This window comes from Hymenobacter sp. YC55, from assembly GCF_029433095.1.
Classification (GTDB): domain Bacteria; phylum Bacteroidota; class Bacteroidia; order Cytophagales; family Hymenobacteraceae; genus Hymenobacter.
The window spans coordinates 228,262-247,385 of record NZ_JARNTX010000006.1; the positions used below are offsets into that span (position 1 = coordinate 228,262).

Consider the following 19,124-nt stretch of genomic DNA (forward strand, 5'->3'; position numbering starts at 1 on the left):
TATCTTAAGCAAGGAGGGCAATAAGGGCCACGGCCGTACCTGCGCCGGGAGCCGTGGTGAACGTAATTTGGCCGCGAATGTCGCGGGCCCGGGTTTCGAGGTTGGATAGGCCGTTGCCGGTGCGGGCGGTGGTCAGGTCGAAGCCGCAACCGTCGTCTTCGATCAACAATTGCAGCTGACGGCCGCTCACGATCAGTTGCACTTGCAGGTGAGTGCAGTCGGCGTACTTCACCGCGTTGTTGACGCTTTCCTTGAAAATCAGGTACAGGTTGCGCCGCTGCTCTACGCTCAAACGCAGGGCCGGAAAAGGCTCGGTTACCTGCATGGTAAAGCGGATACTCTTGGCCTCGGTTAGACGCAAGCCGAATTCGCGCATGCGGGTCACCACGTCGGGCAGCCCGTCGTGGTTGGTTTTGATGGTCCAGATAATATCCTGCATTGATTCGGCCAGGGTGGAGGCGTTGGTGCTGATGCGCTGCAGCAGCGACACCGTGGCCGGGTGCGCGTCGGCGAGCTGCACCTGGGCCACCTCGCTGAAAATGCGGATGCTACTGAGCGTGGAGCCGATGTCGTCGTGCAAGTCCTTGGCTATCCGGTCGCGCACACCAGCCAGTTGCAGCTGCTGCACTTGCCGGTAGCGGTAAATACCCCACAGGGCTACCATCCCGGTTGCCGCCAGCAGAATTTTAAACCAAAGCGTTTGATAGTAAGCGGGCTGCACGCGCACCGTTAGCGTCTGCCCGGTCAGGTTCCAAACACCATCGTTGTTGGCTGCCCGAATGTGCAGGGAGTAGTGGCCGGGCGCCAAGTTGGTGTACGTAACGGTGCGGGCGTCGGTACTCGTCCAGCCCGAGTCGAAGCCTTCCAGGCGGTAGGCGTACCGGTTTTTCTGGGCCTGGCTGAAGTTGAGGGCCGCAAAAGCTACCGTTAGGGTTTGCTCGCCGGGTTGCAATTCCACCCGGTCGCTCACCGGCCGCGGACGGTTGTTGACGCGTATTTCCGTCAGGGCCACCGGTGGAGGCACTTGGTTGCGGCGCAGCTGAACGGGCTGGAAATAATTGAAGCCTCCACGCGCCCCAATAAACAGCTCGCCCTGGCGGTTTGCCGTGAAAGTCTGGTACATGCTATTTACCAGAAGGCCACTCGACCGGCCGTAGTACCGGAATTGGTGCGTAGTCGGGTCTAGTTCGTGCAGCTGCTCGTCGGTAGCCAGCCAAATGTGGCCGCGCTGGTCTTCGGCCAGCCCGTAGGTGTAGTCGGCGCGCAGGCCATTGGCCATCGTGTAGGTGTGCCGCACCCGGCCGTTGGTATCAGCCTGCACAACGAGACCCAAGCTCGACAGCCACAGGTTGTCGTGTTGGTCGAGCAGGAACGTGCTTTGCACCCGGTCAGATTGGTGCACGGTGGGCGTACTAGCTTGCAGGCGAATACGCTGCACTTGCTTCCGGTCGGCCGACAAACGAAACAAGCCTAAGCTGGTCAGCACCCACAACCGCCCCCGGCGGTCTTCCTGCAAGCGGTGCACCTGGCAGGCCTCTCCCGCCTCCACGGGCAGTGGGTAAACCGTAGTTTGATTTCGTTTGGGGTCATAAAGCAACAAGCCGTGCGCTGCTGAGCCTAGCCACAGCTGCTCCTGGCGGTCCAGCAACAGGTGCTCTATGGCCACCTTGCCGGGAACAGCCAGCGTCTTGGCCTTCAGCCAGATTGGGCGTTGCTGCCAGCGCCTAGTGGCGGGACTATAAACAGCCAGGCCACCGTCATGGCCAACCCATACCTGGCCCTGTTTGTCCTGCACCAAATCGTACAAATAGCCGGGCGGTGGGTCTAATACGGGCGTAAGCTGTTGGTGCTGTCGTTGCCAGCGCATCAGGCCGGGCTGGTTGGTAAGCACCCAGTACAGCGAATCGTGCTTACGGTCTTGGTGCACCACGCGCACATCTTCCAGATAACGCTTAGGGTCAGGGCTGCGCACAAACTGGCGCTTGAATTTGTTGGAAAGCGGATCGATGACGGCTAGCCCGCGCGTAGTGCCCACCCACAACATGCCCGTGCGCTCGTCGTTGAGCAAGGCCAGAGTGATGCCGCCGGGGTAGCTGTGCATGTCATCGGGCGAGTGCACCAGGTCGGTGTAGCGTTTGCTCACCGGGTTGTAGTACGTGAGTCGACCCGAGGTGCCAATCCAGCAGGCGGGTTGGCCCTGAGGGCCGCGCGTTTCCACCATTGCTTGCACATTGAAGTTGCGCGCACCCTCGGCCACAAAGCGTTGCTGGGCGGCATCGTACTGAAATACACCTTGCTGCGCTACCGCATACCAGCGTTGCTGGCGACCCGGCACCAGTCGCTGAAAATACTCGGGCGCATTCGGATGCGTTAGGTCCTGCCCTTGCACGTACTGGTAGCGGCGACGGACGGGGTCAAACAAATAGATGGCACCCTGGCTGATCAGCCACACGTTGCCTTGCGTGGCGGGAACGGGCAGCGGACACTCATTAGGAATGACATAGGGCAGGGCAAAGGCAGTCCGCCGCAGCGTGCGCGGATCAATTCGGTAGAGTCGGTCGATGGAAGCAAACCAGCCCTGACCGGCGCTGTCAAACCCAACCGGCGACACAAAATCGTTGTCGGCCAGTTGGTCGCGCAACTGCGGCAGCGGCACCAGTTGGCCCTGTTCGCGCACGGGGTCGAAGCGGCACAGGCCCCGGATGGTGGCAATCCATAGGTAGCCTAAGGAATCGGGCGTGATGCCGTTAGTAAGAACGTGGTTGGCTGGCAGACCGGCCGCGCTATCCGTACGCTTAAACACTTTGAATTGCGCGCCATCGAAGCGGTTCAGGCCATTCAACGTACCCACCCACAAAAAGCCTCGTTTATCGCGCGCCAGGGCCGTTACCTCGTCGCGCGACATGCCCTGCTCGGTGGTGAAGCGGCGAAATGAGGTTTCCGACGTTTGGGCGCCTGCTGGCTGCGGCAGCGCCAGCAGCGCCAGCAGCAAGCAAAACGAATAAAAAAGGTGTTTCCAGTTGCGCACAAGCAGGATTTGTGGGAGTGGCAAAGGTTGAGAGTGCCGCCTACAAAGCCAAGCCGGCGGCCTCGCATAAAGATGCTAACGCAGGCCCACAATTGCTCGGTTCGCCCACTCAACACAGCAGCAAGCGACCAAGCAAACCAAGCGAAAAATCCGGCAGCGGTAAGTTGAAATCCGTTTGCAAAAAGTAGGCGGCAAGCAGGAAACCTAGTTTTGAAGCAGCCAGAACCGACACCACGTGTAACCCTGGCGCGCTTTCTTTTCACCTTCATTTTTTGCCTATGCCCCTCCTTCCGGTGCCTATGTATCCCTTCGCAGTCGGGCGCGTGCCGGTTGATACCGAGCAAGGCACAGCTGCTGGTCCTGCTTTCGGGATGGGGCGCTATTTCTACGTGGCAGGCCTAACCTGCCAAAGCAAATTCTACGAGGCCCCAGCCATTATGGGGCGGGCGGTGCTGGCCGCGCGCGGGCTCCGGCTGCACTTCCGGACTTTCCCCGATGCCATACATCTGGTGCTCGACCGTACGCAGCTCTTGCCCGAGTGGGTGGGCGCGTATCCGCTGAGCAGCCAAACCAACCCTACGGCACCCGTTAGGGGCATGCTTTGCTATTGCCTCGATACTGAAGCCAGCTACGCCAACAACCGGCTGGCACTAAGTGCTTGCGTATCGTCGCTGACGGGCGGGGTTACCATCACGAGCTACGACCCGCAGCGCCGGCAACTGAGCGGCTACTACGAAGTACGCACCAGCGGGCCGCGCGACCTAACCCGCACCACTGACCCTGCTGGGCCGCGCTGCACCTTAGTGGTAGCCGGCGACTTTACGTCCCTGCAAGTGCAAACTCTTTAAGCAACGCCTACTGCTTAGCAGCGCCCACTGCCGAGACGATAATCCGGGAAAGGAAAGTTGTAATCCGTTTGGCGAAAACTGCTGAAAAAGAGCCCCTCTAGCTTTGTACCCATCAAAACAGCCGCTTAAAACCACACGGTGGCCAACTGCTTACGGGCACTTCTTCAACCTCTTTTTCCCAAACCATTCTTTTTTCACTGATGAAAAAACAACTCCTCACTGTCTGCCTGCTCACGGGTTTTGCTACGGCCGCTTCCGCCCAAACGAATGCCGTGAAGGTGAACATTTTTAGTCCTTTGGTGAAGACCGGCTCGTTCTTCGTGGAGCACAAACTATCCGACCAACGCAGTGTGCAGCTCGGAGCCCTGTTTACCAGCTGGAACACCGGCGGCACCGACATCAGCGGGTTTGCGCTTACGCCCGAGTACCGCCTGTATTTGTCGGATAAAAAGCCCGCGCTGCAAGGTTTTTACCTGGGTCCGTTCGTGCGCTATCAAAACCTGAAGCTGACAAATGAGGACCTGACTTACTCCGAAGATAACGGTAGCGTTTCCCAATCGGAAGGCAAAGCAACCCTCAACACCCTGGGCGGAGGCGTGGTAGCTGGCTACCAGTTTATGTTCAAGCGGCGCTTCACCCTCGACACCTTTCTCGGCCCATCTTACAACGGGGGCAAGGTCAAAGTGACGACCGGCGGACAACAATCATTTGACACTGACGTCTTCAGCGGCTTCGGCGTGCGCACCGGCGTGACGTTTGGGGTGGCCTTCTAGCCTCCAACTAGCGCTGGGGCCGCCGGAAGAAGTGGTGCAACATCAGGCATGCCAAGGTGTGAAGCAGCACCTTTCAACTAAGCACTTCCCAATACCCTTTGTCGTGATAAAACCGTCTTTTCTTTCTGCTAGCTTTCTGGCTCTGCCGCTGCTCGTTGAAGGCCAAGTACCGCCCCTGCCCTCGGCAGGGGCGTTGTACCGCAACTGGCCGGTGGTAGTAGGGCTGCAATTTCACACGCTGGCCATGCCGTTTTCTGACGGCAAAAGCGCCTTTTCCAACCCTGGCCTGAGCGTCGGCACGGAGTTTCGCTACAACCGCCGCGCCACGCTGCTGCAAGGCCTACAGGCTGGCTACTACCACAACCGCTACGCCGGCAATGGCCTGTACGCAGCTCCGCAGCTAGTGTACCGCCCGCGGTTCGGGCCGTTGTATGCCGAACTGCGGGCCGGCGCCGGGGTGCTGTATGCTATGCAGCCGGGGCATTCCTACGAGCTAAAGGATGGTAGCTGGCAAACCAACAACCAGGGCGGTAAGCTCATGCTGATGCTGCCGGTGGGCTTGTCTCTGGGCTACAATGGGCGGCAGGCATCGCCCCGGATTTCTCCGTTTGTGAGCTATCAGGTGTTCGTGCTGCACGGCTATAACCCCGCTATTCCGGTCGTGCCCAACCGCTTGCTGCAAGCCGGCGTACGGGCCCACCTTTTCAACCACTGATTTGCTATGAAAACTGTTTGTCTGGGCCTGCTGCTGGCCCTAGGCGCCTGTACGCCCGTCGATTTCGTTGCCCCGGCCACTACCTGCACCGCCGAGACCAGCATCAACCCTAGCTTTTCCAAGGCGGCTGGGCTCCGGCAGGTGCTGCAGCACTACGCGGCCGCTGGCCTGCCGGGCTGCGTGGTGGCTGTGTACAGCCCGACCGAAGGTTACTGGGCCGATGCCGCCGGCTTTGCCCAAATCGAAAACCGCACGCCCATGCAGGTCTGCCACTTGCAGTACGGACAAAGCGTAGCCAAAACCTACGCCGCCGCCGCGCTGCTGCTGCTCTATGAAGAAGGCAAGGTGCAGCTCGACGCGCCCATCACCGATTATCTGCCCGCCACCCTGAGCCGCAAGCTGCCCGACGCGCAGAAGATAACCGTGCGCATGCTGCTCAACCACACCTCTGGCCTGCCCGACTACTCCAGCAACGCCGACTACATTGCTTACCTGCTGCAACACCCAAAGCACCGCTTCAGCAGCGCCGACTACCTCGACTTCCTGACTGGCAGCAAGCTAGAGTTCAAGCCCGGCAGTAAATTCAGCTACTCGAATACCAACTACCTGCTCGTCGCCCTGATTACTGATGCTATCCACGGCAATCATGTGCAGCTGATTCAAGACCGTATTCTGGCCCCCTTGGGACTGCAACGCACCTTTTACCACAACACGCCCAACTACCTGCGGCAGCCCGACGTGGTCAATAGCTACTTCGAGCGCTACGGCAACGGGCGAGTGGAAAACGTGTCGCAGATGCAGCAAATCAACGTCGAAACGCTGTATGGCGACGACGGCATCGTGGCCTCGCCGCTGGATTACGTGAACTTTCTACGGGCCCTGATGGAAGACCGGCTGCTCAAGCCCTCTTCCCGGCAGCTGATGATGAGCTGGGTAAACGACCCAAAAACCGGTCAGCCTAAGTACGGCATGGGGTTGTACCACATCGAGCACCAGGGCCAAGTGGCCTACGGACACGGCGGCGCGGGCCTCGGCGCCGGCTGCGCCCTGTACTACCTGCCCGATAAGCAGCTGTACTTCTTTCTCGGCGTGAACATGGGCACGCTCACCGAGGGTAAGCTGGTCAGCAAGACCGGTGAGCTGCGCGATGCAGTGCTGGATGAACTGGTAAAGTAACCTCTCGCGGGTAGCCCATTATTTCGCGTTCTTGGTGAATATTAAGCTCGCTTACCGCCCGCAACGTACCCGCTGATGTACATTCCTAAAAACTACCAAACCACCGACCGCGCCGAGATAGTGGCCTTTATGCAGCGCCACAGCTTTGCCACCATCATCACGGCAAAAGAGCAGATGCCAATAGCCACGCATTTGCCCTTCGTCGTGACCGAGCACGACGACGACACCGTTCGGTTGGTTTCCCATTTTGCCAGGGCCAACCCGCAGTGGCAACAGGTGGCAGCGCATCCAGTGCTGGTCGTGTTCAGTGAGCCGCACGCCTACATTTCGCCCACGCACTACGACCACGAGCAAAGCGTACCCACTTGGAATTACTTTGCCGTGCATGCCTACGGGCACGGCCGCCTGATAACCGATGCGGCAGACACTTTCCAAGTCCTGGAAACTACCATCAACACCTACGAAGCCAGCTACCGCCAACAATGGGAGCAACTGCCCGCCGAGTTCAAAACGAAAATGGCGAAAGGCATTGTGGCTTTTGAAATAACAGTAACCGAGCTGCAAGCCCAAAAGAAGATGAGCCAGAATAAGTCAGCAGCGGAGCAGCAACGCATCATCCACACGCTGGCAGCTAGCGAGTATGGCGCCGCCCGCGACCTTGCCCACTACATGCAGCAAAATCAACTCTAATACGCACCAAAGCGGCAGTGAGCTGGCAGCCCTGGTTGCCGATTCACTACAGCTTTGGTGCATCCGGCAACCAGGGCTGCCGAGCAAGTCATTCGTGAATAGCGCCACTGTATTTCGGGCGCTAGGTGCGCTCTAGTTGTGCAGCGCCTGTAGTGCTGTTCAGGCGCAAATGCATGCTAAGGCTTGAGCACCACCAAGCGGTGGGTTTGGGGCCGTTCGTGCTGACTTTCCACGCGCACCACATATAAGCCGGCCGGCAATGAGGCCGTGGCAAAACGCAACGTAGTACGACCCGCGCGCACCCAATCATGTAGCAGTTCCGCCACTGTTTGCCCGCGCGGGTCTAGCAAGGAAATACGGGTGTGGCCGCCGCGCCCTTGCTGAAACTCCACCGACACGTAATCGGTGGCGGGGTTGGGGTAGGCAACAAGCGGCGGGCGCACCTCCGCTGGCCGGGTGGCGGTAACCACGCCGGGATGAGCGAGCCGTGAGATATGCGGACGCCTCTCCCCGCCCCCACCTAAGCCGGTAGTAACCGGCACGCACCCCTGGGCCCACACTTCTCCCGGGTGGTTGTAGCGCGGACTCAGCCCGAGGTAGTCGCCCCAAATAGCGAGGTAGTCATCACCCGTATGCAAACTTATGGGAACCGACAAGTCGCCGGTATCATCGACGAATACGGCGGAGTATCCTACGTGCTCGGTTGGCGAGGCGTGGGAATAAACGATGAGGGCGCTGTTTTCGGCTGGCGTGCGGCCACAATAGGCAATGGCCGGAAACGCTGCCTCACGCCCCTCTGGCAACACCTGCGCCTGGGCGCTCGGTGTGGGAGCCGTGAGGTTGATGATTTGGCCGTAACATACACCTGCCCGCGGCGAACCGGCTGTTTGCAGAACGTTCAGCACGAAGTGAATTCGTTGGTTGTGTTGAAAGGCACTCATAACCCGGGCATCGTTACGGCCGAGGGTTAGCGAACTACCAAGCTGCCGGACATCGGGCGGCAGCGTGTAGGGCAGCATACCGGCGCAGGCCCGCACCTCGAGGTCGGGCGTGGCGCTCAAGGCCGCGCCTATGCGCACTAGCAGCAAGCGCTGGGAGTTTTGGGCGCTCAGGGCATCACTGGAAAGAAAATACGCTGGTAATGGCCCAAGGCCAGTACTGCCTCGCACCGGCGTTAGGTTGAAGACTGGCTGCCCGTTGGCGGTGATGTTGTGGTAGTAGCGCACATCGCCGCTTTGCAGCGCCTGACCAGCTAGCAGCTTTTGCTTGCTAAGCTGCCAGATAGTGGACTGCCGAAAGCCGGAATTGTTAGTGGAACCATCGGTGAAGGTGTTGCCGCTAATGAATAGGTCTTCCCGCGTCAATAGTATGCTTGGGTAATCCATCCAGGTACCGTCGTTGAGAGGCGAGCCGCTGAGCTGGTAGCTGTGCCACGCACCCTGCGGGTCGGCACTGGCCGACACGGCCACGTGCACCACACTGGCCGCGGCCACGTTGCCGGACAGGAATACCACCACAAACCGGTCAACTTCAGGGTCGTAGAGCACGTGCGGATCGAAGCCGCGCACCCCGGGCGTGGCCGTGAGGGCCGCCAGGTTTTGAGTACGCAGGAGCGTGCCATCTTCGGCGTGCAGAGCTATGCGGCCATTCATCACGCTGACCACCGTCCCATCGTTGGCTACGGCCAAATCGTCGTCGTTGGGCGTGCCGGGTAATTCGTAGCCGAAAAAGCTGCCCAGCACCTGCGGAGCCGCGGCGGTTCGGGCACTGCTTATAGGTAAGGAGGGCGAGTTGGCGGCGCGTTGCAGACGGGCAAGACTGTCTTTGAGGGCTACCAGCTTGGCTTGGGCACCCGCAATGCGCGGAGCGGCAACCGGTACGGTGCGCAAGGTGGGTTGCCAATCTGATACTGCCGTTAGATCCACATGCGTAGGAGGCGCCACTAGCGGTTGGGCTACGGCAAACGTGCCCTGCCCGCTCGCAGCATGAGCCCCCAAGAACAGCCAGTACCCACTAATTAGCTTTACCAATATCCTACTAGTATTCATTGCTTTACCTTGATTCAGGAGTTAACTATAGAGCACGAACCCACGGTGTTTTAGTTCTCAGTCAGAGTAGCAGCCGGTTGGCCGAGAACGGCGAAAACCGAAACCGTGCACGGTAGAAAGCCGCCATTCGCCCTACCGACTTTGCGCTGCTTGTTGGCGCTTGACCGGGCTTGGTTGGCCGCACAGCACTGCTTGTTGTTACGGCCGCCGAGCAGGGCCATTCCATCGAGGAAAGCATCAACAAAGTGAGAATTCATAAGGGAAGAGGCGGCCGTTTTACTCCGCTGCTTTTTTCATGATCGAGCCACTGTACGCGTATTTACAAAGCTAGAGCAGCACCTCACCGCAGGCTTTCGCGAAACGGAGTTCCGCTTTTGTCTCCCGGATTTTCCAAGGGTAAGCCTCCCGAAGCAGCAGGTTGAACCGATTGCCTACCGCCGCATTCCAGTGCGCGCAACTTGCCTAAAGCAGCAGCAAACAGCAATGAATGGGGGTGTAGACGCTGTTTTAGGCTGCCGCAGAAAACAGCCAGCGTTGTGCCGTGAACTGTCTTGCTACAACGGCCCGGCCCAAAAAATCCGGCAGCGGCAAGTGGAACTCCGTTTCGCGAAAGTTTGCGGCAAACGGTCCACCTAGTTTTGCAAGCACCAAAGCAATGGTTGGCGCGTGCTCTTCCCTACTGACTATCAAAGCCCCGGTGGTGGCGGGTTCACCGAAGCTTTTCCTTGAATCCTACCGCTTGGCATCAGTTGCCTGGGGCTACCTCGTTGCCTTTATCTACCCGCGTCAAGCTCCGGCGCTTTCCTGAAGCCTACTGCCGGGCCAGCAAATAAGCAGTGCTGATTTCACACCCACCTAGCAGGCTGGGCTGGCGGGCTGTTGTCTGCGCTTTCCATTGAAAATCAACGGCCAGCCGAGAACTGGCCGAGTCATTCGCAAACCCATTTATCATCCTTTTCTTCTTTCCGCTTATGTCCTTTTACCCTTACCGTCTGCCTGTTTTGTTGGCCACCTTGTCCGCGCTGACGCTCGGCGCCTGCGACGACGACAACGAGAAAACCGAAGCTTCGCCCAAACCGAAAGCCGCCTTCACCTACACGGCTGGCACCTGCCAGGGTGGCTGCCCGGTAGCCTTCCAGAACACTTCCCAAAACGCCACTTCCTACACTTGGGACTTCGGCGACAACAAAACCGGTACCCAAACTGAAGCACAGTTCAACCACGCTTACGCCCAAGCAGGTGTGTACCGCGTGAAACTAACGGCTACCAGCGCCGGCGGCACCGACACCACCAGCCAGCGCATCACGGTAGGTGGAAACTCGGGCTGCATGCGGCAAATTGTTCAGGTCAGCGGCAACATCACGACGGCCACTACCTGGGAATCGTGCAATGTGTACGTGGTGGATGGCGACGTGGGTGTGAGCAACGTGCTAACCATGCAACCAGGCACAGTTATCAAGTTCAAGCCGGGCAGCCAACTGACCCTGAACGGTGCGGGCCGCTTTGATGCTACCGGTACCGCCGCTGCCCCCATCGTTTTCACGTCCATTAAAGACGACGCCCACGGCGGCGACACCAATGCCGACGGCACCGCCACTACGCCCGCCCGCAAGGATTGGGACCACATTAACCTGAACGGCAAAAACGGTTCGCGCCTCGAGTATTGCCAGTTCATGTACGCCGGCGGGGGCGGAACCAACAGCTATGCTGTAGGGCTAAACGGAGGCTCGGCTACTATCCGCAATTCCACCTTCGCCCACAATGGCGGCGGGGCCCCGAGCATGCAGGGCGCCCTGGACGCCGGGGAAGCCACGGCCGCTATTGAGTTGAATAACAACACATTCTTCGACAACGAGATGCCGTTGCGGGTTAACAACTTGTTCAGCCTCGACAACTCCAACACCTTCCAAAATGCGCAGAACGCTAGCCAGAAAAACGACTACAACGGCATTTGGGTGGAAGACACCCCGGCCCGGTCGATGATGCTTACCTGGGGCGAAACGGAATTACCCTTCGTGCTCGACAACACCGGCTGGGAAGCGCAGCTGACCTTGGGCGCGGGCGTGACCTTGAAAATGCTGCCCAACGCGGCCATGCAGTTCAACAGCGGTGGCTACCTCGTGGCCAAGGGCACGGCTACGGCCCCCATTATTTTCACATCCTACAAAGACGACACCCACGGCGGCGACACCAACCACGACAACACCGCCTCGGCCCCAGCCAAAAAAGATTGGCGCAACATTATAGCTGGCAGCTCTGCCGATTCGGAATTAGCGTACTGCCAGTTTCTGTACGGCGGCAACGGCGGCAACACCATCAGCTTGTTTGGTGCCGCGGCCAGCATCACGCACTGCACATTTGCGCATAACGGCCAAGACGATGGCATAACCGAAGCCAGCCTCGACGCCTCCCGCGCTAAAGCAGGCACGGTCATCCAAGAAAACACCTTCTTCGACAACGTCCGGCCGCTGTCCATTGCCTCTAGCTTCGACCTAGACAACTCCAACACCTTCCACGACCCGGCCAATGCTAGCCTAAAAAACCAGTACCAGGGCATCGTCACGTTTTGGGACATCAACGCCACCAAATCAAACGTGAGCTGGGAAGAAACCGAAGTAGCCTACGTGAACACGGAAACCATCGACCTGGTGGCTGGCAAAACCCTCCGTCTCGGCAACAACGTGACGCTCAAGTTTCTTCCAAACGTGCAGGTGTCTTTGCGCAGCAATGCTAACCAACTGCAAAATGCCGATGGCACGGGCGTAACCTTTACTTCCTACAAAGACGACGCCCGTGGCGGCGACGCCAATGGCAACGGGGCAGCCAACAGTGCGACTGCCGGCGATTGGAGAGGCGTGTACAGCAACGGTTGGCTGATGTGGCCCAACATCTACTACGCCTCCAACAAATAACTCTACCTCGACCAGTCCGCCCTATTGACGGTAAACATCCCATTTGCAGCACCACCTCCAACTGCGATGTATCAGACCGCAAGCAGCGTCGAGCTTTCCACCCACGCCTTTGGTCGTGACTCTCGGTTGTACATGTTGTTTCATGCGGCTACTCTCACTTTCCGGACCAGTGCTTCAGGCGCTAGAATGCTTGAATGGAGAGTAGCCGCGCTGAAAATTTCGTGGCTTCACGCTTGGTGCCACAGCTTCATCCTCTCCTTGAGTTGCTCTTGAGTCCGTCCTCCGCTTGTGCTACCAACAGCCTCTACCTGAAATGGCGGAAAAGGACACACAAGGCTTATAACGGATTGCAATAGAGCCTAAAACAAATAATTTACTTTTACTATATGCATATCCCCGAAATCAAGACCACGGCCGTTGAGGTATTGTCCGACAACTGGTACACACTCCGCAAAATCACCTTCGAGCTTCGGCAGGCCGACGGACGATGGTCCACGCAAAGCCGGGAGGCGTACGACCGGGGCAACGGCGCGGTTATTCTGCTTTATAACACAAGCAAAAAAACGGTCATCCTAACCCGGCAGTTCCGCATGCCTACCTACTTGAATGGCAACAAAACCGGCATGCTCATCGAGGCGTGCGCCGGGCTGCTGGACCAGGACAACCCCGAGGCCTGCATACGGCGCGAAACAGAAGAAGAAACCGGCTACCGGGTGCAAAATATCCAGAAGGTTTTCGAGGCGTACATGTCGCCGGGCTCCGTAACGGAACTGCTGTATTTTTTTGTAGCCGAGTACACCGAACAGCAGCGTCTGCACGACGGGGGGGGAGTTGCGGAGGAAGAAGAGAATATTGAAGTTCTGGAGCTACCCTTTACGCAAGCCATGCGCATGGTCCACGACGGAGAAATTCGGGACGGCAAAACGATTATGCTGCTCCAATACGCGCATATCAACCTCCAGCTTGCCTAAATGCGCAGGTGCCACGCGGCCTTGCCAAGGTACCCGGCGCGGTAGCTGTCGCTAAGAATAAACGGCTTCGGCCACGTGCTGACTAGAATTAGTCAGCACGTGGCCGAAGCCGTTTATTCTACTTGATGTCAAGCGACTAAAGCCCCCTTCTGCCAGCCAGCAAAGCCGGTTTACTACCCAGCCGCTGCACAAAGCTTTTATTGTGGGACTGCGCGGCCTACTGCACGGTCCAGGTTGATGGTGGCCGTTTGGTAGTCATACACGGCTTGCAAATACCCTAGTTTGGTGCGAGTCAAAGCCAATTCTGCATCGGTTAGGTCGAGGCGGGAGGCCATACCGGCGCGCCACCGGTCGCGGGTAATGCGGTAGCCGAGCGCCGCTGCGCCCACGGTTTGCTGCTGGCTTTCCACGCGGCGGCGGGTTTCCTGCACGCTTGACACGCTAGTCAGCACCTCCGCCCGAATTAGCTCCTGCTGGTTGGCCAGTTCTCGGTCGGTTTGCTGCCGTGTGATGCGGGCTTGCTCGGTTCGCGCCTGCACCCGGCCGCCGCTGTAAATGGGCACTGCCACCTGCACCCCGAGAAAAGAGCTTACCGGCCACTGATAATCGCCCAGCCGTAGGTTGTAGGCTTGGGCCTGGGCTTGCACCAAGCCATTGATGGCCAGTTGGGGCCGACCAGCCGCCGAAATTTGCCGGATTTGCTCTTGGTTGAAATCCTGCGTCAATTTCAGTTGACGCAATTCCGGGCGGTTTTCTAAGGCCAGAGCGTAGGCTTGCGCACTAGTCAGCGACTCGGCTTTATTATCGAAATACAATGAATCCTGCAAAGTCAGCGGTTCGTCGGCATCCAAGCCGATGGTGGTGGCCAGCAAGGTTTTGGCGATGCCGATGCCGTTGGAAAGACGCAGAATTTCGGGGCGCAGGTTCTCCACGTTGACGTAGGCCCGCAACGTATCGACCCGGGAAGCGCGGCCCTGGAGCAGCAGCGAGCGGGCATCGCGCAGCGCTTGCACATTGCGCCCTAGGCTCTGCTCTTGCAGCCGCAGCTGCTCTTCGATAATAAGCACGTCCAGGTAAGCTTTGCGCACGGCCGTCACTACGTTGTTGGCCGTTACGGCTGCCTCCGCGGTGCTGCGTACTTCATCAATGCCAGCCGCCCGAATTCCCGACTTCACTCCCGCCTGAAACAGCGGCTGATACACCCCTACAGACCCCACAAACGCTTGGTCGCCGCCCACGCGCAGGGCGGCTATCTGGTTGTCGGCCAAGCCGGCAAAGCTGCCCGGCAGGAAAGATACCGGCCGCTGAAAGTTATACAGGTACTGCCCGGTACCCGAGACCGTAGGCAGAGCCGCGCCCCGGGCTTCACGGGTGCGTTGGCTGGCTTTGGCTACCGCCAGGTTGGCAATTTGCAGGTCTCGGTTTTTCTCTTGCGCCAAAGCTACGGCGCCACTGATGGTAAGGGGTTTTGTTTGCGCAGCCGCGGTTTCAGCGAAAGCCAACAGGCCGGCAAGCAGGACGTAGCGCCAACTGGCGGGTGCGCCCAAAAAGGCAAAGAATTGCATAAGAAATGACTTGAAAAGTCAGCTGTAGAGAAGATAGTTAGGCCGTGATGGCCTCCGCGGCGTGCGTTTCTTCAACCGGCGTGGGTTGGTGCTTGCGCGAGAGGAAGGAATACACCGCCGGAATAATGTAGAGCGTCAGCAAGCCGGCAAACAGCAGCCCGCCCACGATGACGGTACCTAGCGAACTGCGGCTGTTGACGGCCAAAGCAATGGGAATGGTACCGAAAATCATGGCCAGGGAGGTCATCAGAATCGGGCGGAAACGCGAGGCGGCGGCAGCTTGCGCGGCTTCTAAAGGCGTTAGGCCCTGCTCCTTGGCTTGGTTGGCAAATTCCACGATAAGGATACCGTTCTTCGTAATCAAGCCAATGAGGGTGATGATGCCGATTTGGCTGAACACGTTCAGGGTCTGGTCTAGCAGCCACAAGCTGAGTAGCGCCCCCGTGAGTGCCAGCGGTACGGTAAGCAGGATGATGAGCGGGTCAATCAGGCTCTCAAACTGCGCCGCCAAAATCAAGTAAATCAGCACCAGCGCAAAGCCGAAGGCGAAAATCAAACTGGAAGCACTCTCGGCAAAGTCGCGCGATTCACCGGCCAGCGAAGTTTTGATGGTGGGCGGCAGCACTTGCTTGGCAATGCGGTTCATCTCGGCCACGCCGTCGCCCACAGTCATGCCGGGCGCCAAACCAGCCGATACGGTAGCCGACAGCGCTTGGTCGTAGCGGTAGATAGCGGCCGGGCTGATGCTCTCCTTGAAGGTTACGAGGTTGTCGAGCGACACCATTTCGCCGCTGCGGGTGCGGGCGTACACGGCGCGCAACGCCGCCGGCGTGTTGCGGTCTTGGCGCTGAAGCTGACCGACCACGTCGTACTGCCGGTCGTTGAAGATAAAGTAGCCATAGCGCTGTCCGCTCAGGGCCAACTGTAAGCTGCGGGCAATTTCCACCACCGAAATACCAAGCTCGGCGGCTTTGTCGCGGTTGATGCTGAGCACCAGTTCCGGCTTATTCACCTTCAAATCCGAGTCGACGAAGCGCAGTATGGGGCTCTTGCGGGCCTCTTCCAGGAACTTAGGCAGCACGTCCGTAACGGCTGCTAGGTTTGGCCCTTGTAGCACAAAGTTGACGGGCTGCCCACCCCCGAAGCGGCTGCCGATAGTGGGCGGCTGCGAGGGAAACACCAGCACGCCCCGGAAATTCTGGGCGTTGCGACCGAGCACGGCCGCTATCTGGGCTTGCGTGGCGGGGCGGTCTTCGGCTTTTTTCAGGAAGGTTTGCTGAATGGCCACGTTTACCGGTGCAGGCGGGCCAAAAGTCAGCGCCAGCAGCGAGTACGTCTGGAACAAACCCAGACTCTTAGTGGAGTCGACCACGAACTTCGACAGCTCGTTCATGTACTTCTCGGTGTACTCGTACGACGAGCCTTCTGGCGCCACCACTACCATCGCCACCTGCGACCGGTCTTCTAGCGGAGCCAGCTCGGACGGCAGCAAACGGCCCACGCCGTAAATCAGGGCCACGCTGGCGACCAGTACGGGCAGCGCCACCCAGCGCTGGCGCAGAAACCACGCAAGGGAGCGTTCATAGCCGTGGTTCAGGCCCACAAACAGCGGTTCGGTTTTGCGGTACAGCCAGTTCGGCTGGTCCTGATGCTTCAGCAGGTAAGCACTCATCATCGGCGACAAGGTCAGGGCCACGAAAGCCGACACCGTGACCGAGCCGGCCACCACCACCGCAAATTCCTGAAACAGCTTGCCCGTGATGCCCGGCAAAAACAGGATGGGTAGAAACACGGCCGCCAGCGTGATAGTAGTGGAAATTACGGCGAAGTAAATTTCAGCCGAGCCCTTGAAGGCGGCTTCCAGCGGCGTCATACCGGCTTCCACCTTGGCATAAATGTTTTCCAGCACCACAATGGCGTCGTCGACCACCAGCCCGATGGCCAGCACCAAGCCCAGCAAGGTGAGTACGTTGATGGAATAGCCGGCCAGGTACATAATAAAGAACGCCGACACAATGCTGACCGGAATGGCTACCACTGGAATGATAGTAGAGCGCCAGTCGCGCAGGAACACGAACAAAATAAGTACCACCAGTCCGAAAGCCACAAGCAGCGTTTCTTCCACCTCCGAGATAGACGCCCGAATCGACTCGGTGAAGTCCTTACCGATGGTCATTTCATACTCGGGTGGCACTTCCTTGCGCAGTTCTTTGAGGCGCCGGTTGAACTCGTCGGCAATGGCAATTTCGTTGGCCCCGCGCTGCGGCTCCACGAATACGCCCACCGAGGCCGAATTGCCCCGCATGCCGTTGAGCACGGCGGTACGTTCGTTCTCGGCACCTAGCTCGGCCGTGCCGATGTCGCGAAAGCGCACGATGCTGTTGCCGTCCTGCTTAACAATCATGTTGTTGAAATCCTCGGCCTGCACCAGGCGGCCCAGCGTGCGCACCGTCAGCTCGTTGCGGTCACCTTCGATGCGGCCGCCGGGTAGGTCCACGTTTTCCTGGCGCAGGGCCTGCTCCACATCGGCGGGCGTGAGCTGGTAGGCGGCCAGCTTGGCCGGGTCGATGCGCAGGCGCATGGCGTACTTTTTCTCGCCCGCAATACCCACGCGCTTCACGCCGGGAATAGTCTGCATGCGCTCCTTGATGATGGTAGAAGCTATGTTGCTGACTTCCAGGATACTTTTGGTTTTGCTTTCAATCAACATAAACACCACGGCATCACCGCCCGAGGCTTTTTCCACCACCGGCGGGTCCACGTCGGCGGGCAGCAGGCGAATGGCCTTGGCCACCTTGTCGCGTACATCGTTGGCGGCCGCCTCTAGGTCGGCATCTAGGTTGAACTCCACGGTAATCACGCTGGCTGCCTCCCGCGACACCGACGAAATGGTGCGAATGCCGTTGGCCTCGCCAATGGACTCTTCCAGCGGCTTGGTAATCTGGTAGGCCACCACATCGGGGCTAGCGCCGGGGTACGACGTGGTAACAGTCACGATGGGCGAATCGGTGACGGGGTACTCGCGCACCCCCAGGTAGGAAAAGCCCACCAGCCCAAACAAAATAATAAGGACGGACAGCACCCCGGCCAACACGGGCCGCTGAATGCTAACGCTCGATAAACTCATCAGCTACAACAATGAAATCAAGAAGAAAAAGGAGCTTACTTGGTTGAAGCCAAACGCACCGGTACGCCCGGGCCTAGCCGCAGCAGGTTGGTGGTGATAACCGTGTCGCCAGCGGCAAGCCCGGTTAGTACTTGCACCAGGTTGCTGCTCCGGGAGCCGGTAGTTACCTCACGGTAGTCGGCCTTGCCGCCTTTGATGGCGAACAGGGCGTAGCCTTTGGCAGTAGGAATCAGCGCCTGTGTGGGCACCATCAAAGCATCGGTGCTAGCGTGCAAGGCAAAGCTGATTTTGGCCGACATACCCGGCACTAACTGGCGCTTGGCGTTGGGGCTGATGGCTTTTACCAGCAAGCTGCGGGTGCTCACATCGGTGCGCGGCTCTGTGGCAATGATGCGGGCCGATTGCGCGGCCGTCCCGTTTTCGGTGGTGAACTGAATGGTTTGGCCGGGTCGCACTTCGGCGGCGTAGCGCTCTGGCACCGTGAAAGATACTTCCACCCGGCTTACATCTTCCAAGGAAGTCAGCACCGTGCTTGGCGTTACGTAAGCGCCCACATCCACTTTATTCAAGCCAATTCGGCCGGCAAATGGCGCCCGGATTTGGGTCTTGGCTAGGTCCACATCCACAGCCTTGATATCGGCCTGCAGTACTTGCAGGTTGGTTGATACCTGGTCGTATTCCTGCTGCGTCACCGACTCGGTGCGAAGCAGGCCGCGCATGCGCCCATCGTCGAGCAGGGCCAGCTTTTCCTGGAGCTTGAGTTTGTGGCGCCGCGCTTGTAAGTCGGCATCATCGAGTTTGAAAAGTAGCGTGCCTTGGGCTACGGTGGTGCCTTCGTGGGCGTAGATGCCCGTCACTTTGCGGGCTACTTCGCTCACCAGCTGCACTTCCTGGTTGGCCTGAATGGTGCCGGTGGCTTGCAACTCGTCGGAGGAGGCGGTGGGACGCACCACGTACTCATCTACGAGCACAACCGGGGGCGGGCCAGCCGCAGCCGGCGTGGCGGTAGCTGCGGCGGCTTTCTTGGCTGATAACACTTTGGGCAGGCCGAAGCCAAGCAAAACGACCAGTACGAGGGCGCTTAGGAGCAGCACCCGAGGTTGGGTGAAGTTGAAGGTCATGGGTTGGTTAAGGAAGATGAAACGCATCGATTCATAATAATGCGTTGATGTTTTTGGTAATAGAAAATGGTTAACTCCTGGTATTACCCCGCTTAGTGAACCAGTTTCGGCTGTAAGCTCAGGTTAGCGGGTTTACTTTTCCATCAACAC

The 19,124-nt window shown here is 58.8% G+C and carries 13 protein-coding genes; 7 read left to right on the forward strand and 6 right to left on the reverse strand.

Annotation, left to right across the window (positions count from 1 at the left end; genetic code table 11):
- Positions 1–4: 4 nt before the first annotated feature.
- Positions 5–3,052: a sensor histidine kinase gene (locus P1X16_RS26745; protein ID WP_277235530.1), complete on the reverse strand. Its 3,048-nt coding sequence runs from the start codon at positions 3,050–3,052 to the stop codon at positions 5–7.
- Between the two features lie 254 nt (positions 3,053–3,306).
- On the opposite strand from P1X16_RS26745, the gene P1X16_RS26750 reads away from it, so the two are divergent.
- From P1X16_RS26750 to P1X16_RS26770, 5 genes are all read left to right on the forward strand, one after another.
- Positions 3,307–3,876 (forward strand): hypothetical protein, encoded by a 570-nt coding sequence (locus P1X16_RS26750; protein ID WP_277235533.1) that lies wholly within the window; start codon positions 3,307–3,309, stop codon positions 3,874–3,876.
- A gap of 200 nt (positions 3,877–4,076) precedes the next feature.
- A complete protein-coding gene (locus tag P1X16_RS26755) occupies positions 4,077–4,649 on the forward strand; it encodes a DUF3575 domain-containing protein (protein WP_277235535.1) in 573 nt (190 codons plus the stop codon).
- 103 nt (positions 4,650–4,752) lie between these two features.
- On the forward strand, positions 4,753–5,364 hold the full coding sequence (locus P1X16_RS26760; protein WP_277235536.1) for a hypothetical protein: 612 nt from the start codon (positions 4,753–4,755) through the stop codon (positions 5,362–5,364).
- Positions 5,365–5,370: 6 nt separating this feature from the next.
- Positions 5,371–6,540 carry a serine hydrolase domain-containing protein gene (locus P1X16_RS26765; RefSeq protein WP_277235538.1) on the forward strand — a complete coding sequence of 390 codons (1,170 nt, stop codon included), beginning with the start codon at positions 5,371–5,373 and terminating at the stop codon, positions 6,538–6,540.
- Between the two features lie 75 nt (positions 6,541–6,615).
- Positions 6,616–7,230, forward strand: coding sequence for an FMN-binding negative transcriptional regulator (locus tag P1X16_RS26770; RefSeq protein ID WP_277235540.1), 615 nt, complete (start codon positions 6,616–6,618; stop codon positions 7,228–7,230).
- A gap of 176 nt (positions 7,231–7,406) precedes the next feature.
- On the opposite strand, the gene P1X16_RS26775 is transcribed toward P1X16_RS26770, so the two are convergent.
- Positions 7,407–9,260 (reverse strand): T9SS type A sorting domain-containing protein, encoded by a 1,854-nt coding sequence (locus P1X16_RS26775; RefSeq protein WP_277235542.1) that lies wholly within the window; start codon positions 9,258–9,260, stop codon positions 7,407–7,409.
- 68 nt (positions 9,261–9,328) lie between these two features.
- Positions 9,329–9,535: a hypothetical protein gene (locus P1X16_RS26780; RefSeq protein ID WP_277235544.1), complete on the reverse strand. Its 207-nt coding sequence runs from the start codon at positions 9,533–9,535 to the stop codon at positions 9,329–9,331.
- A gap of 714 nt (positions 9,536–10,249) precedes the next feature.
- On the opposite strand from P1X16_RS26780, the gene P1X16_RS26785 reads away from it, so the two are divergent.
- Together P1X16_RS26785 and nudK are read left to right on the forward strand one after the other, a co-directional pair.
- A complete protein-coding gene (locus P1X16_RS26785) occupies positions 10,250–12,190 on the forward strand; it encodes a PKD domain-containing protein (RefSeq protein WP_277235546.1) in 1,941 nt (646 codons plus the stop codon).
- A gap of 386 nt (positions 12,191–12,576) precedes the next feature.
- A complete protein-coding gene (gene nudK / locus P1X16_RS26790) occupies positions 12,577–13,161 on the forward strand; it encodes a GDP-mannose pyrophosphatase NudK (protein WP_277235548.1) in 585 nt (194 codons plus the stop codon).
- 197 nt (positions 13,162–13,358) lie between these two features.
- Here the strand turns inward: nudK and P1X16_RS26795 are convergent, their stop codons facing one another.
- Genes P1X16_RS26795 through P1X16_RS26805 form a run of 3 tightly spaced genes read right to left on the reverse strand, consistent with a single transcriptional unit; the run spans position 13,359 to position 19,001 of the window.
- A complete protein-coding gene (locus tag P1X16_RS26795; protein WP_277235550.1) occupies positions 13,359–14,726 on the reverse strand; it encodes a TolC family protein in 1,368 nt (455 codons plus the stop codon).
- A 37-nt stretch (positions 14,727–14,763) separates the two neighbouring features.
- Positions 14,764–17,853: an efflux RND transporter permease subunit gene (locus tag P1X16_RS26800; RefSeq protein WP_277235552.1), complete on the reverse strand. Its 3,090-nt coding sequence runs from the start codon at positions 17,851–17,853 to the stop codon at positions 14,764–14,766.
- 35 nt (positions 17,854–17,888) lie between these two features.
- Positions 17,889–19,001: an efflux RND transporter periplasmic adaptor subunit gene (locus P1X16_RS26805; protein WP_277235554.1), complete on the reverse strand. Its 1,113-nt coding sequence runs from the start codon at positions 18,999–19,001 to the stop codon at positions 17,889–17,891.
- Positions 19,002–19,124 lie beyond the last annotated feature (123 nt).